Below are 13,869 nucleotides of genomic sequence, written 5' to 3'. Positions count from 1 at the left end.
CGAGGAGCGGTCAGAAGCCCAGCTTGCGCAGCTGCTTGGGGTCGCGCTGCCAGTCCTTGGCCACCTTGACGTGCAGGTCCAGGTAGACCGGGGTGCCGAGCAGGGCCTCGATGTGCTTGCGCGCGGTGGTGCCGACGTGCTTCAGCCGGGCGCCCTTGGCCCCGATCACGATCGCCTTCTGGCTCTGCCGCTCGATGTAGACGTTCGCGTGGATGTCCAGCAGCGGGCGGTCGGCCGGCCGGTCCTCGCGCGGGATCATCTCCTCGACCACCACGGCCAGCGAGTGCGGCAGCTCGTCCCGCACGCCCTCCAGCGCGGCCTCCCGGATCAGCTCGGCGACCATGATCTGCTCGGGCTCGTCGGTCAGGTCGCCGTCCGGGTAGAGCGGCTGGCCCTTCGGCAGCAGCTTGGTGAGCAGGTCCGCCACCAGCGAGACCTGCTTGTCGCCGACGGCGGAGACCGGGATGATCTCGGCCCACTCGATGCCCAGCTCGGCGCCGAGCTGCTGGATCGCGATCAGCTGTTCGGCCAGCCGCTTGGAGTCCACCAGGTCGGTCTTGGTGACGATGGCCACCTTGGGGGTCTTCTTGATCTCGGCCAGTTCCTTGGCGATGAACTTGTCGCCGGGGCCGAGCTTCTGGTCGGCGGGCAGGCAGAAGCCGATCACGTCGACCTCCGCCCAGGTGCTGCGGACCAGGTCGTTGAGCCGCTCGCCGAGCAGGGTGCGCGGCTTGTGCAGGCCGGGGGTGTCGACCAGCACCAGCTGGGCGTCGGGGCGGTGCACGATGCCGCGCACGGTGTGCCGGGTGGTCTGCGGACGGTCGGAGGTGATCGCGACCTTCGTCCCCACCAGGGCGTTGGTCAGCGTGGACTTGCCGGCGTTCGGTCGGCCGACGAAGCACGCGAAGCCTGATCGGTAGGGGGCTGCCGGGGCCTTGGAGGTGTCGCTCATGGGCACCATTCTCCCTGATCGGTCGCCGCCGACCGACCGGCACGGCGGCGGCCTCACTTCTCCTTCACCACCACCCCGATCAGGGTGAGCAGCGCCAGCCCACCGGCGACGCCGGCCCAGACCGGCGAGTGGGTCTCGTGCCAGCGCCCCATCGCCATCAGGAAGGCGAGGATCGCGGCGACAAAGGAAATGGCCCCCATAGTCGGTGAGATTATCTGACGGTCACACCGACCTGGGGGCCAGCCCTGGGAAAGCTCAGGCCTCCACCCGGCGGCGCAGCGCACCGTCCGGGCCGGCCACCAGCAGCGGGGTGCCCGCGCCGCCCAGGTCGCGGACCACCGCCAGGTCCACCGGGTTGGCCTCGGCCGCCTCGGTCACCACGGCCACCGCCTCCAGACCCTTGGCCCCGCTCGCCTTGGCCATCGCGACCGCGGTCTGCACCGCCGTCAGCGAGAGCGAGGGCAGCACCACGGCGCCGGCCACGTAGGTCCGGCCGGTCTCGTCGCGCACCGCCGCACCCTCGGCCACGCCGTTGCGGGCCCGGATCGAGCGGGCCAGGGTGACGATCTTCTGGTCTTCCGGATCAAGCTCAGTCATGGGGCCGAGCATAGGCGGCCGCGCCCACCGACCGCAGCGTCGTCCGCCGTCCCTGCGGACTGGTCAGCCACTCCAGCCGCTCGGCGGTGCCGGTGCCGGCCACCGGGTTGAGCATCACGATGGTCAGGTCCGGGCGGGCCGGCACCTTGAGCTGGGTGGACTCGAAGACCAGCTCCCCCGCCGTCGGATGGGCGATCACCTTGGTCAGCTGGCCGGGCGGCCGGACGTCGCCCCGGGCCCACAGCTCGCCGAACTCCGGGCTCTCCCGGTCCAGCTGATCGACGATCTGCCGGTAGCCGTGGTCCCCCGGCCGCTCGGCGGCGGCCATCCGGAACTGCGCCACCACCGCCGCCGCGCCGCTCGCCCAGTCCGCCTCCCGGGCCCGGTTCACCGGGTTCACGAAGTAGGAGACCAGGCAGTTCATCCCGGTGCTGTAGTCGAAGACCAGCCCGGCCGCGTCGTTGAAGGCGACGATGTTCCAGTACGGGTCCAGCACGTGCGCCGGGAACGGCGTCCAGGCGTCGATCAGCCGGCGCAGCCCGTCCGAGACCGGGGCCGGCTCCGGGGTCTGCACCGGCGGGTTGAGCCCGGCCAGCAGGTAGAGGTGGCGCCGCTCCGGCTCGTCCAGCAGCAGCACCCGGGAGACCGCGTCCAGCACCTGCGGGGAGACCGTGATGTCCCGGCCCTGCTCCAGCCACTGGTACCAGGAGACCCCGACCCCGGCCAGCACCGCGACCTCCTCCCGGCGCAGCCCCGGGGTGCGCCGCCGGGCACCGCCGTCCGGGAGGCCCGCCTGGGCCGGGCTGACCCGGGCCCGCCGGCCGCGCAGGAACTCCCTCAGCTCCTGCCGGCGCGCCGCGTCGGGGTCGGTGTCCAGCGCTCGGGCCTGCTGACTGGTGGTCATGCCACCAGCATAAGTAGCCTCTCTCCACGGCGGGACGGTCCGCAGCACGATCGTGCCATGGCAACGATCACCGTCGCTGACGCACCGGCAGCCCTGAGCTCCCGGTCCAAGCTGATCCTCTTCGTCCTCTGCGCGGCCCAGTTCGCGGTCGCCCTCGACTTCTCCATCCTGAACGTGGCCCTGCCCGCGCTCGGCGCCGACCTCGGCATCCGGCAGGCCGACCTGCAGTGGGGCGTCACCGCCTTCACCCTGCCCTCCGGCGGCTTCCTGCTGCTCTCCGGCCGGCTCGCCGACGTGTTCGGGCGGCGCCGGCTCTTCCTGCTCGGCCTGGCCCTGCTCACCACCGCGTCGGTGCTGGCCACCGTCGCCTGGGACCCTGCCTCCTTCCTGGTCGGCCGGGTGCTCCAGGGCCTGGGCGCCGCGATGATCGTGCCGGCCGGGATGGCACTGCTCACCACCACCTTCCGGGAGGGACCGGAGCGGGACCGCGCGCTCGGCGTCTCCGGTCTGCTGCTCTCGCTCGGCTTCACCGTCGGCATGCTGATCGGCGGCGTGCTCACCCAGGCGCTCGGCTGGCGCTCCACCATGGCGCTCAACGTGCTGATGGGCGCGGCCGTGCTGGCCGTCGCGCCCAAGCTGCTGACCGAGTCCCGGCTCCCCGAGCGGCCGGAGGTCGACGTGCCCGGTGCGGTCACCATCACCGGCGGCCTGCTCTCGCTGATCTACGCGCTCTCCACCGCCGCCCAGACCGGCTTCGGCCGCCCCGAGGTGGTCCTCGCGCTGGCCGCCGGGGTACTGCTGCTGGCCGCCTTCGCCGTCATCGAGGCGCGCGCCGCCCAGCCGCTGGTGTCGCTGCGGGTGCTGCGCCGCCGCACGGTGGCCTTCGGCAACCTCGGCGGGCTGGTCACCTTCGCCATGATGAGCGCGGTGATCTTCCTCAGCACGCTCTACCTGCAGCAGGTGCTCGGCCTCGGCCCCGGCGCCTGCGGCCTGGTCTTCGGCGTGATGGGTCTGGCCGCCGCGCTCGGCGGCGTGGTGGCGCCCAAGGTCGCCGGCCGGATCGGCGCCCCGCGCACCCTGCTGGCCGGGCTGCTCGTCCAGGCCGGCTTCACCGCCGCGATGGTGGCGATCGGCCCGCGCGGCGGCACCTGGCTGGTGGCGGCGGCCGGTTCGATCGCCTGCTTCGGCCACCTGTGGGCGATCGTCGCCTACAGCATCACCGCCACCTCCGGCCTCGCCGACGAGGAGCAGGGGCTGGCCACCGGACTGGTGACCAGCACCCAGCAGGTCGGGCTGACCGTCGGCATCCCGCTGCTGTCCGCGCTCGCCTCGGCCCGGGTCGACACCCTCGGGGCGGCCGGCCACTCCTTCGCCGCGGCCACCCTGGGCGGGGTCCGGCTGGGCCTGGGGGTCGACGCCGCCGTGGTGGTGGCCGCCGCCCTGCTCACCGGGCTCGGGCTGCGGGCCTGGCGGCGTGCCGGCTGACCGGCCGTCAGCACCCGACGGCCCGTCACTCCTCGGCCGCGTCCCCCTGCGGGTCCTCGGGGTGGACCGGTGCCACCAGCACCGTGCCGATCCGGTTGCGGCGCCCGGCCGAGCTCTCCGCGGTCAGACTGATCGCCGAGAGCCCGGCCGGGCCGTCGCCCGCGGGCACCGGGATCCGGCAGGCCGAGCCGGGGATCGGCACCCGGCCCAGGTGCTTGGCGAGCAGGCCGCCGACCGTCTCGACGTCCTCGTCCTCCAGCACGATGCCGAACAGCTCGCCGAGGTCCTCGACCAGCAGCCGGGCGGTGATCCGGTAGCTGCCGTCGCCCAGGTCCTCGACCGGGGCGATCTCCCGGTCGTACTCGTCGGTGATCTCGCCGACGATCTCCTCCAGCACGTCCTCGATGGTGACCAGCCCGGCGGTGCCGCCGTACTCGTCGATCACGATCGCCACGTGCGAGCGCATCTTCTGCATCTCGCGCAGCAGGTCGCCGGCCGGCTTGCTGTCCGGGATGAAGACCGCCGGGCGCATCACCGTGTCCACCTGCTCGGACTCGGCCTCCCGGTCCACGTGGGTGAGCCGGACCAGGTCCTTCAGGTAGACGATGCCGACCACGTCGTCCTCGTTGTCCCCAACCACCGGGATCCGCGAGAAGCCGGAGCGCAGCGCCAGGGTGAGCGCCTGACGGACCGTCTTGTGCCGCTCGATCATCACCAGGTCGGTGCGCGGCACCATCACCTCGCGCACGATGGTGTCGCCCAGCTCGAAGACCGAGTGCACCATCCGGCGCTCCTCGTCCTCGATCAGGTCGTCCTTCTCGGCCAGGTCCACCAGCGCGCGCAGCTCCGCCTCGGAGGCGAACGGTCCCTCCCGGTAGCCCTTGCCCGGGGTGAGCGCGTTGCCCAGCAGGATCAGCAGCCGCGGGATCGGCCCGAGGATCCGGGCCAGCGGCAGCAGCACGTAGGAGGCCGCGGTGGCGGTGGTCAGCGGGTGCTGGCGGCCGATCGTGCGCGGCGAGACGCCGACCGCCACGAAGGAGACCAGCACCATCACCCCGAACGCCACCAGCACGCCCTGCCAGGTCTGCTGGAAGCTGCGCACGCAGACCACGGTGACCAGGACCGCGGCCGCCACCTCGCTGGCCACCCGGATCAGGGTGGCCAGGTTGAGGTAGCGGACCGGGTCCGCGGCCATCGCCAGCAGCCGCCGGGCGCCCCGCCGACCGCCCCGGACCGCCTCCTCGGCGCGGAACCGGGAGACCCGGGACATCCCCGCCTCGGCGCAGGCGGCCAGCCAGCCGAGCATCACCAGCAGGAAGGCGCCGACCAGGAAGCTCGTACTGTCACCACTCATCGGGGATCAGTGGGTGGTGGGCGCCGGGGAGATCCCCGACAGCCCCCGACCGGCCCGCCAGTCGTCGAGGATCCGCTTCTGCAGGCCGAACATGACCTGCTCCTCCTCGGGCTCCTCGTGGTCGTAGCCGAGCACGTGCAGCACCCCGTGGACGGTGAGCAGTTGGAGCTCCTCGTCCATCGAGTGCGCGGAGGGGGCGGCCAGGCCCTGGGCCTTGGCCACCTCCGGGCAGAGCACGATGTCGCCGAGCAGGCCCTGCGGCAGGTCCTCGCCCTCCTTGCCCGGACGCAGCTCGTCCATCGGGAAGGACATCACGTCGGTCGGACCGGGCAGGTCCATCCACTGGATGTGCAGCTGCTCCATCGCGTCGCTGTCCACCAGGATCACGGACAGTTCGGAGAGCGGATGGATCCGCATCTTGTCGAGGGCGTAGCGGGCGACGTCGAGGATGGCCTCCTCGTCGGCCTCCCACCCGGACTCGTTGGCGATGTCGATGGACATGTGGGGAACTCGGCTCAGCTTTCGGTGCGATGGGGCTGTCGGGGCGCCCGGCCGCGGGGGCCGCGCGGAGCCTGCTTGCGGGGCGCGGCGGCCTCGTCTGCGTGCTCCACGGCGTCCCAGCGTTCGTAGGCGTCAACGATCCGGCCGACCAGCTTGTGGCGGACCACGTCGGTGCTGGTCAGGATCGAGAAGTGGATGTCCGGGACGTCGGCCAGGATCTCCTGGACCACCTTGAGACCGCTGCGGGTTCCGCCCGGCAGGTCGATCTGGCTGGTGTCACCGGTGACCACGACCTTGGAGTTGAAGCCGAGGCGGGTCAGGAACATCTTCATCTGCTCGGGCGAGGTGTTCTGCGCCTCGTCCAGGATGATGAAGGCGTCGTTCAGGGTGCGGCCGCGCATGTAGGCCAGCGGCGCGACCTCGATGGTGCCGGCCGCCATCAGCCGGGGGATCGAGTCCGGGTCCATCATGTCGTGCAGCGCGTCGTAGAGCGGCCGCAGGTAGGGGTCGATCTTCTCGTAGAGGGTGCCGGGCAGGAACCCGAGCCGCTCGCCGGCCTCCACCGCCGGGCGGGTCAGGATGATCCGGTTGACCTCCTTGGCCTGCAGCGCCTGGACCGCCTTGGCCATCGCCAGGTAGGTCTTGCCGGTGCCGGCCGGGCCGATCCCGAAGGTGATGGTGTGCCGGTCGATCGCGTCGACGTAGGTCTTCTGGTTCAGGGTCTTCGGACGGATCGTCCGGCCCCGGTTGGACAGGATGCTCTGGGTGAAGACGGCGGACGGGCTGTCCTGGGCGCCGCTCCTGAGCATCGCGATGGACCGCTCCACGGAGTCCTCGGTCAGCGGCTGGCCGGTGCGCAGCACCAGCATCATCTCGTCGAAGAGCTGCTTCACCAGGGCGATGTCGGCCCGGTCGCCGGTGGCGGTGACCTCGTTGCCGCGCACGTGGATGTCGGTGTCGGGGAAGGAGCGCTCGATCACCCGCAGGAGGGAGTCGGTGGCACCGAGCAGGGTGACCATCGGGTGCTTCTCGGGGATCACGATCCGGGCAGTCGATCCGTCGCCGCCCTGGGCGCTGGTCTGTGCGGTGTCACTCATCGGTTCGCTCATGGGTCGGCGCTGGGGCCTGCCTCATCCCATCCGTGGTCTCGGGGTGCCCTTCGGGTCTTCCGGGGTCACCAGGGTACGCCGCGCAGGTGTTCGCTGTGGCACGGCCCGATCGATGGTGCGCCAGGTCCGGGAGCGATGCCAGCGCTTTTTCCGTCCGCGGTCACCGGACGCGCGGCGGCACCGGCACCCGCATCAGGTCCTCGGCCACCACGATCTCGCCGTCGAAGTGCGCCCGGGCCTCGGCCAGGTGGCCGGAGGTGTCGGGGTAGCGCTGGGAGAAGTGGGTCAGCACGAGGGTGCGCACCCCGGCCGCCGCGGCCACCCGGGCGGCCTGCGCCGCGGTGAGGTGGCCGTGCTCCTCGGCCAGGTGGGCCTCGGTCGACAGGAAGGTCGCCTCGATCACCAGCAGGTCGGCGCCCTCGGCCAGCCGCTCGACGCCCTCGCACATCCGGGTGTCCATCACGAAGGCGAACCGCTGGCCCCGGTAGATCTCGCTGACCTCGTCCAGGGTGATGGTGCGGCCGTCCAACTCGACGCCGGCCTGCCGCTGCAACTGCCCGACGATCCGCCCGCTCAGCCCGAACTCGGCCAGCTTCTCCGGCAGCATCCGCCGCCCGCCCGGCTCCACCAGCCGGTACCCGAAGGAGTCCACCGGGTGCGAGAGCGCGACCGCGTCCATCACGAACGGGGCGCCGGGCACCGGGATCGGGCCGGTCGCCCGGATCGGCTGCGGCCGCAGCTCGGCGGTCTCGTGGAAGGCGGTGGAGTGCCGCAGCCGGTCGAAGTACTCCTGGCCGCTGAGCGGGTAGAAGCACTGGACCGGGTGCGGCACCCGGTCCAGGTTGATCCGCTGGATCACCCCGGCCAGCCCCAGGCTGTGGTCCCCGTGGAAGTGGGTGACGCAGATCCGGGTGAGGTCGGTGGCCGAGACCCCGGCCAGCAGCATCTGCCGCTGGGTGCCCTCCCCCGGGTCGAAGAGCAGCCCCTCACCGTCCCAGCGCAGCAGGTAGCCGTTGTGGTTGCGGTGCCGGGTCGGCACCTGGCTGGCCGTGCCGAGGACGACGAGTTCGCGGTTGGTCACCTGCTCAGACCATGCCCTCGTGGAAGCTCGCGCCGCCGAGCACGTGCACGTGGGCGTGGAAGACGGTCTGGCCGGCGCCCGCGCCGGTGTTGAAGATCAGCCGGTAGCCGTGGTCGGCGATCTTCTCGTCGGCGGCCACCCCGGCGGCCTCGGTGAGCAGCGCGGCGGCGAGCTCCGGCTCGGCGGCGGCCAGCGTGGCGGCGTTCGGGAAGTGCGCCTTCGGGATCACCAGCACGTGGGTGGGCGCCTGCGGGCTGATGTCGCGGAAGGCGAGGGTGCGCTCGGTCTCGCGGACCACGGTGGCCGGGATGGCACCGGCGACGATCTTGCAGAAGACGCAGTCGGGGTCGAGCTGCTCGGCCATGGCACGGGCTCCGGTGGGTCGGCGGATCGGGTTCTGACGAACCGCCAACCTACCGGACGCGACGGTGCGTCAGGCCGCCGGAGGCGGGGTCTTCGCCGGCTCGGCGGCCAGCCGGGCCAGGGCGATCCGGACCGCCTCGGCGAGCTGCGGGTCCTCGCCCGCCGCCCACTGGTGCGGGGCCACCGGCACCTCGACGTCGGGGGTGACCCCGCGGTTCTCCAGGTCCCAGCCGTAGCCCTCCAGCCAGATCCCGTACTTGGGCTGGGTCACGCCGGTGCCGTCGACCAGGCTGTACCGGCCGTCGATGCCGATCACCCCGCCCCAGGTGCGGGTGCCGACCACCGGGCCGATGCCGAGCGCCTGGATCGCGGCGTTGACGATGTCGCCGTCCGAGCCGGCGTGCTCGTCGGCCAGCGCCACCACCGGGCCGCGCGGGGCCTCGCCCGGGTAGCTGTCCGGGGAGTCCAGGTCGCGGGCCCGGCCCCAGCCGACGATCCGCCGGCTGAGCTTCTCGATGATCAGCTGGGAGGTGTGGCCGCCGCGGTTGCCGCGCAGGTCGACCAGCAGGCCCTCCTTGGCCACCTCCACCCGCAGGTCGCGGTGGAGCTGGGCCCAGCCGGCGCTCAGCATGTCCGGCACGTGCAGGTAGCCGAGCCGGCCGCCGGAGAGCTCGCGCACCTCGGCCCGCCGGCCGGCCACCCAGTCGTGGTAGCGCAGCGCCTCGTCGTCGGCCAGCGGCACGGCCACCGGGTACCGCACGGTGCCGTCGGCGTGACGGACCGTCAGCTCCACCGGCTGCCCGGCGGTGCCGGCCAGCAGCGGGGCCGGCCCGGTCACCGGGTCGACCGGGCGGCCGTCCACGGCGAGCAGCGCGTCGCCCGGCCGGACCGCCACCCCGGGCTGGGCCAGCGGGGAGCGGGCCCGGGGGTCGGAGGACTCGCCGGGCAGCACCCGGGTGATCCGCCAGACCTCGCCGTCGCGCTCCAGGTCGGCGCCGAGCAGGCCCTGCGGGCGGGAGGCCCGGTGGGCGCGGCCGGGCGGGGAGACGTAGGAGTGCGAGGTGCCGAGCTCGCCGACCACCTCCCAGAGCAGGTCCACCAGGTCGTCGTGCGACCCCAGCCGGGCGACCAGCGGACGGTACCGGGCCAGCGCGCCGGCCCAGTCGAAGCCGCCCATGTCGGCCCGCCAGTAGTTGTCCCGCATCAGCCGGCCGTTCTCGTCGAACATCTGCAGCCACTCGGCTGCCGGGTCCACGGTGATCCGCAGCCGGGCCAGGTCCACCCGGCTCTCGTCGTCCTCGCCGGGCTTGCGGTCGGCGGGCACGATCCGCAGCTCGCCGCCGTCCAGCACCGCGAGCCGGCTGCCGTCGCCGCTCACCTGGAAGCCGTCCAGGCTGTCGGCCAGCTGCTCGGCCTTCAGCTTGCGCAGGTCGTAGCGCTCCAGCACGGCGCCGGGGCGCTCGTCGTCCGGGCTCACCGCGTCGTCGCCGAGCTCGCCGACCACCGGGTACCTGGTCCACAGCACGCCGTCCTTGGCCGCCCGGAGCACGCCGAACCGGCCGCCCTCCACCGGGAACGGCACGATCCGGTCGGCCAGCCCCGGCACGTCGACCCGGGTGCGGACCGGCTGCTCCTCGGCCTCCTCGCCCTCGGCCTGCTCCGGCTTCTCGGCGGCCGGCTTGTCCTCCTCGCCGTCGGCCGGGCGGCCGAGCCGCTGCGGGCCGAACGGTGACGGGGTGTCGGCCGCCAGGGTGAGCAGGTAGGGGCGGCCACCGGTCGGGAAGCCCAGGTCGAAGGAGTGCGCGTCGTAGACCGGATCGAAGTTGCGCACCGAGAGGAAGGCCAGGTGGCGGCCGTCCGCGGTGAAGACCGGCGAGGTGTCGTGGAAGCGCTGCTGGGTGGCCTCGACGACGGTGCCGCTGGCGGGCTCGGCCAGCATGATCTGCCGCAGCGACCAGGGGCCCAGGGTCGGCTGCGACCAGGCCAGCCAATCCGATCCGGGGGCGAACGCCAGGCCGCTGACCTCGCCGTCCCGGCTGTGCGCCAGCTCGCGGACCGAACCGTCGGCCAGCGTCACCAGCAGCACCCGGCCGTCGTGCGCGGCGACGGCCGCCAGCCGGCCGTCCGGCGAGACGGTCAGCGCCAGCACCCGGCCGAGCCGGCCGGCGGCCAGCCGGCGGCGCTCGGCGCCGTGCACCTCGGGGGCGTGCTCCAGGGCGTCCTCGCCCTCGGCGTCGGTCACCCAGAGGGCGCCCTGCGGGCCGTCCTCGGTGGTCGGCGGGACCACCCGGGCCAGCCGGGCCCGCACCCCGGGCGTGTCCTCCAGCACCCGGGCCGGCCCCTCCCGGTGGGTCAGCCAGTGCACGGTGCCGCGGACCACCACGGCGGCGGCCCGGGCGGTGGCGTCCGGCGACGCGGTCTCCACCCGGCCGGCGGCGGACAGCGGGAAGGTGCGGCGGCCGGTGCGCGGGCCGGCCGGGGTGACGTCGAGCCGGCGCGGGCGGGCGTCGCCGTCCAGCGAGTCCAGCAGCCACAGGTCGCCGGCGCTGTGCCAGACCACCCGGGTGCCGTCGGTGCTCGCGCCGCGCGCGTAGAAGTCTCCCCCGGCCTTCGGCCGGGAGGTGCCCCCACTGTCCGGGGTGTGCCGGCGCAGGTCGGTGCCGTCCGGGAGGCTGGAGTAGAGGTGGCCGCAGCCCTCGTGGTCGCTCAGGAAGGCGATCCGGCCGCCGACCCAGAGCGGCGAGTCGATGTTGCCGTCCAGCTCCTCGTGGACGCGCTCGAAGGTTCCCCCGGTGCGGCCGATCCACAGCTTGCCGGCGGTGCCGCCGCGGTACCGCTTCCAGCGGGCCGGCTCCAGGCTGTAGGCGGAGAGCAGCAGCACCTGGTCGCCGTCCGGCTGCTGGGCCAGCGCGCCGATCGGCCCGTAGGGCAGCCGGCGCGGGCTGCCGCCGTCCAGCGGCACCGCGAACGCCCAGGCCTGACGGCTGGTCGGCTGGCCGGCGGTGGTGATCGCGATCGGCTCGCCCTGCGGGGTCCAGCCGCGCAGCAGGGTGCGGGTGGTGCTGCCCCAGTGGGTCAGCCGGCGGGCCTCGCCGCCGTCCACCGGGGCGGTGTGGATCTCCGCCGAGCCGTCCCGGGTGGAGGTCCAGGCGATGGTCCGGCCGTCGGGCGAGAACATCGGGTGGGAGACCGGTGAGCGGTCGGCGGTCAGCCGCCAGGCGCGGCCGCCGGACAGCGGCGCGAGCCAGACGTCGTCCTCCGCGACGAAGGTCAGCAGATCGCCGTGGAGATGGGGATGGCGCAGGTAGGCGCCGCCGGTGGGGGTGCTCTCGGTGTCCGTCACCTCGTCAGGTTATGCACCGCGGCCGGGCCGGGACCACCGGTTACCGGGAGCTTCTCGGCCCCGGGGAAGGATTGCCCGGTCGCGCGCTTGACGCAGCGTCGAACCGGAGGCCGAACGGACCGTCAGGGCCGCCCGGCCGGCCCGTCAGGACCAGCGCCCGTCAGGACCAGCGCCCGGTGCGCCCGAGCAGCAGCGCGCCGGCCGCCACCCCGGCGGTCGAGGTGCGCAGCACCGAGGGACCGAGCCGGAACGGGCGGGCCCCGGCCTCGGCGAAGGCGGCCAGCTCCTCGGGGCTGACCCCGCCCTCCGGACCGACCACCAGCACCAGCTCGCCGCCGGCCGGCAGCGCGGCGGCGGCCAGCGGCTCGGCACCCTCCTCGTGCAGCACCGCAGCGAACTGCGCCCCGGCCAGCAGCGGCGCCAGCTGACGGGTGGTCATCGGCTCGGTCACCTCGGGGAAGCGCAGCCGGCGGGACTGCTTGCCGGCCTCCCGCGCGGTGGCCCGCCACTTGGCCAGCGCCTTGGCGCCGCGCTCGCCCTTCCACTGGGTGATGCAGCGGGCGGCCGACCAGGGCACCACCCGGTCCACCCCGACCTCGGTCATGGTCTCCACCGCCAGCTCGCCCCGGTCGCCCTTGGGCAGCGCCTGCACCACGGTGATCCGCGGGCTCGGCGCCGGCTCGGCGCGCAGCTCGGCCACCTCGACGTCCAGCGCGTCCTTGCCGTGCAGCGCCGCCACCGTGCCGTGCGCGCCCAGGCCCTGGCCGTCCGTCAGGGTGAGCGGCTCGCCCGGCTCCAGCCGCTTCACGGCCACGGCGTGCCGGCCCTCGGCCCCGTCCAGCCGGACCAGGGCGCCCGGCGCGGCGGCGGTCAGCCGGTCGGTGGCGACGACGAAGACGGGTGCGGTCATGGCTCGGCTTTCCGGTGGGGAGGTGGGGGGAACGGCACGGGGGCCGGTGCGGGCGGTCAGCCCACCTCCGGCCCCCGGCACGGGCGCTCAGCGGCCGTTGAAGGCGTCCTTCAGGCGGGAGAACAGCCCCTGCTGGCCCGGCGCGAACTGGCCGGACGGCCGCTCCTCGCCGCGCAGCACCGCGAGCCGGCGCAGCAGGTCCTCCTGCTCGGCGTCGAGCTTGGTGGGCGTCTGCACCTCGACGTGCACTATCAGGTCGCCCCGGCCGCCCCCGCGCAGGTGGGTGACCCCGCGGCCGTGCAGCGGGATGGACTGGCCGGACTGGGTGCCGGGCCGGATGTCCAGCTCCTCCGGGCCGTCCAGGGTCTGCAGCGGCACCTGGGTGCCGAGCGCGGCGGCCGTCATCGGGATGGTGACCGTGCAGTGCAGGTCGTCGCCGCGGCGCTGGAAGGTCGGGTGGCTGGTCTCGGCGATCTCCACGTAGAGGTCGCCGGCCGGGCCGCCGCCGGGGCCGACCTCGCCCTCGCCGGCCAGCTGGATCCGGGTGCCGTTGTCCACGCCCGCCGGGATCTTGACGGTCAGGGTGCGGCGGGCCCGGACCCGGCCGTCGCCCGCGCACTCGGGGCACGGGGTCGGCACCACGGTGCCGAAGCCCTGGCACTGCGGGCAGGGGCGGGAGGTCATGACCTGGCCCAGGAAGGAGCGGGTCACCTGGGAGACCTCGCCCTTGCCGCGGCACATGTCACAGGTCTGCGCGGTGGTGCCGGGGGCCGCGCCCTCGCCGCTGCAGGTGGTGCAGGTGACGGCGGTGTCGACCTGGAGTTCCTTCGTGGTGCCGAAGGTCGCCTCCTCCAGGGTGATCTCCAGCCGGATCATCGCGTCCTGCCCACGACGGGTGCGCGAGCGCGGCCCGCGCTGGCCGGCGGCGGCGCCGAAGAAGGCGTCCATGATGTCGGAGAAGCCGAAGCCCGCCGCACCCGCGCCGAAGCCGCCCGCGCCGCCCCCGCCGTTCGGCGAGAGCGGGTCGCCGCCGAGGTCGTAGACCTGGCGCTTCTGCGGGTCGGAGAGCACCTCGTAGGCGGCGTTGATCTCCTTGAACCGCTCCTGCGTCTTCGGGTCCGGGTTGACGTCCGGGTGCAGTTCACGGGCCAGGCGCCGGAACGCCTTCTTGATCTCGTCCTGCCCCGCGTCCCGTCGGACGCCGAGTACCGCGTAGTAGTCCGTGGCCACCAATGACTCCGCTTGTTCCGCCTCTAGAAATGCTGCTTCT

General features: G+C 73.8%; 13 protein-coding genes. 1 reads left to right on the top strand and 12 read right to left on the bottom strand.

Annotation, left to right across the window (positions count from 1 at the left end; all coding sequences use genetic code 11):
- Positions 1-10: 10 nt before the first annotated feature.
- From era to FHX73_RS19800, 4 genes are read right to left on the bottom strand one after another with little or no spacing between them, the layout of a single operon-like run.
- Positions 11-961 (bottom strand): GTPase Era, encoded by a 951-nt coding sequence (era, locus tag FHX73_RS19810; RefSeq protein WP_425461403.1) that lies wholly within the window; start codon positions 959-961, stop codon positions 11-13.
- Positions 962-1,005: 44 nt separating this feature from the next.
- The gene (locus FHX73_RS44775) at positions 1,006-1,152 is read right to left on the bottom strand and encodes a hypothetical protein (protein ID WP_170304970.1); all 147 of its coding nucleotides are present in this window, start codon (positions 1,150-1,152) and stop codon (positions 1,006-1,008) included.
- Positions 1,153-1,207: 55 nt separating this feature from the next.
- Positions 1,208-1,561 carry a cytidine deaminase gene (locus tag FHX73_RS19805; RefSeq protein WP_145906261.1) on the bottom strand — a complete coding sequence of 118 codons (354 nt, stop codon included), beginning with the start codon at positions 1,559-1,561 and terminating at the stop codon, positions 1,208-1,210.
- Positions 1,542-2,453, bottom strand: coding sequence for a helix-turn-helix transcriptional regulator (locus FHX73_RS19800; protein ID WP_145906260.1), 912 nt, complete (start codon positions 2,451-2,453; stop codon positions 1,542-1,544). Before FHX73_RS19800 ends, FHX73_RS19805 begins: the two co-directional genes overlap by 20 nt.
- A gap of 57 nt (positions 2,454-2,510) precedes the next feature.
- Here FHX73_RS19800 and FHX73_RS19795 point away from each other — a divergent pair, with 57 nt between their 5' ends.
- Positions 2,511-3,938 (top strand): MFS transporter, encoded by a 1,428-nt coding sequence (locus tag FHX73_RS19795; RefSeq protein ID WP_145906259.1) that lies wholly within the window; start codon positions 2,511-2,513, stop codon positions 3,936-3,938.
- Between the two features lie 25 nt (positions 3,939-3,963).
- On the opposite strand, the gene FHX73_RS19790 is transcribed toward FHX73_RS19795, so the two are convergent.
- From FHX73_RS19790 to dnaJ, 8 genes are all read right to left on the bottom strand, one after another.
- Positions 3,964-5,292 carry a hemolysin family protein gene (locus tag FHX73_RS19790; RefSeq protein ID WP_145906258.1) on the bottom strand — a complete coding sequence of 443 codons (1,329 nt, stop codon included), beginning with the start codon at positions 5,290-5,292 and terminating at the stop codon, positions 3,964-3,966.
- Positions 5,293-5,298: 6 nt separating this feature from the next.
- The gene (gene ybeY / locus FHX73_RS19785) at positions 5,299-5,793 is read right to left on the bottom strand and encodes an rRNA maturation RNase YbeY (RefSeq protein ID WP_145906257.1); all 495 of its coding nucleotides are present in this window, start codon (positions 5,791-5,793) and stop codon (positions 5,299-5,301) included.
- 14 nt (positions 5,794-5,807) lie between these two features.
- Complete coding sequence (locus FHX73_RS19780; protein ID WP_145906256.1) at positions 5,808-6,890, bottom strand: PhoH family protein; 1,083 nt, start codon at positions 6,888-6,890, stop codon at positions 5,808-5,810.
- Between the two features lie 172 nt (positions 6,891-7,062).
- Positions 7,063-7,983, bottom strand: coding sequence for a ribonuclease Z (locus tag FHX73_RS19775; protein WP_145906255.1), 921 nt, complete (start codon positions 7,981-7,983; stop codon positions 7,063-7,065).
- Positions 7,984-7,987: 4 nt separating this feature from the next.
- Positions 7,988-8,347: a histidine triad nucleotide-binding protein gene (locus tag FHX73_RS19770; protein ID WP_145906254.1), complete on the bottom strand. Its 360-nt coding sequence runs from the start codon at positions 8,345-8,347 to the stop codon at positions 7,988-7,990.
- A gap of 69 nt (positions 8,348-8,416) precedes the next feature.
- Positions 8,417-11,689, bottom strand: coding sequence for a S41 family peptidase (locus tag FHX73_RS19765; protein ID WP_145906253.1), 3,273 nt, complete (start codon positions 11,687-11,689; stop codon positions 8,417-8,419).
- 160 nt (positions 11,690-11,849) lie between these two features.
- Positions 11,850-12,599: a 16S rRNA (uracil(1498)-N(3))-methyltransferase gene (locus FHX73_RS19760; protein ID WP_145906252.1), complete on the bottom strand. Its 750-nt coding sequence runs from the start codon at positions 12,597-12,599 to the stop codon at positions 11,850-11,852.
- An 87-nt stretch (positions 12,600-12,686) separates the two neighbouring features.
- The gene (dnaJ, locus tag FHX73_RS19755; RefSeq protein WP_145906251.1) at positions 12,687-13,829 is read right to left on the bottom strand and encodes a molecular chaperone DnaJ; all 1,143 of its coding nucleotides are present in this window, start codon (positions 13,827-13,829) and stop codon (positions 12,687-12,689) included.
- Positions 13,830-13,869 lie beyond the last annotated feature (40 nt).

Source organism: Kitasatospora viridis (genome assembly GCF_007829815.1).
GTDB lineage: Bacteria > Actinomycetota > Actinomycetes > Streptomycetales > Streptomycetaceae > Kitasatospora > Kitasatospora viridis.
The sequence above is the reverse complement of the archived record's forward strand: the minus strand, read 5'-3'. Positions and strand labels throughout refer to the sequence as shown.

Bases quoted from the DNA above. Each gene is read 5' to 3' on its own strand.
- era (WP_425461403.1), bottom strand. From the start codon at position 961: ATGGTGCCCATGAGCGACACCTCCAAGGCCCCGGCAGCCCCCTACCGA.
- FHX73_RS44775 (WP_170304970.1), bottom strand. From the start codon at position 1,152: ATGGGGGCCATTTCCTTTGTCGCCGCGATCCTCGCCTTCCTGATGGCG.
- FHX73_RS19805 (WP_145906261.1), bottom strand. From the start codon at position 1,561: ATGCTCGGCCCCATGACTGAGCTTGATCCGGAAGACCAGAAGATCGTC.
- FHX73_RS19800 (WP_145906260.1), bottom strand. From the start codon at position 2,453: ATGACCACCAGTCAGCAGGCCCGAGCGCTGGACACCGACCCCGACGCG.
- FHX73_RS19795 (WP_145906259.1), top strand. From the start codon at position 2,511: ATGGCAACGATCACCGTCGCTGACGCACCGGCAGCCCTGAGCTCCCGG.
- FHX73_RS19790 (WP_145906258.1), bottom strand. From the start codon at position 5,292: ATGAGTGGTGACAGTACGAGCTTCCTGGTCGGCGCCTTCCTGCTGGTG.
- ybeY (WP_145906257.1), bottom strand. From the start codon at position 5,793: ATGTCCATCGACATCGCCAACGAGTCCGGGTGGGAGGCCGACGAGGAG.
- FHX73_RS19780 (WP_145906256.1), bottom strand. From the start codon at position 6,890: ATGAGTGACACCGCACAGACCAGCGCCCAGGGCGGCGACGGATCGACT.
- FHX73_RS19770 (WP_145906254.1), bottom strand. From the start codon at position 8,347: ATGGCCGAGCAGCTCGACCCCGACTGCGTCTTCTGCAAGATCGTCGCC.
- FHX73_RS19760 (WP_145906252.1), bottom strand. From the start codon at position 12,599: ATGACCGCACCCGTCTTCGTCGTCGCCACCGACCGGCTGACCGCCGCC.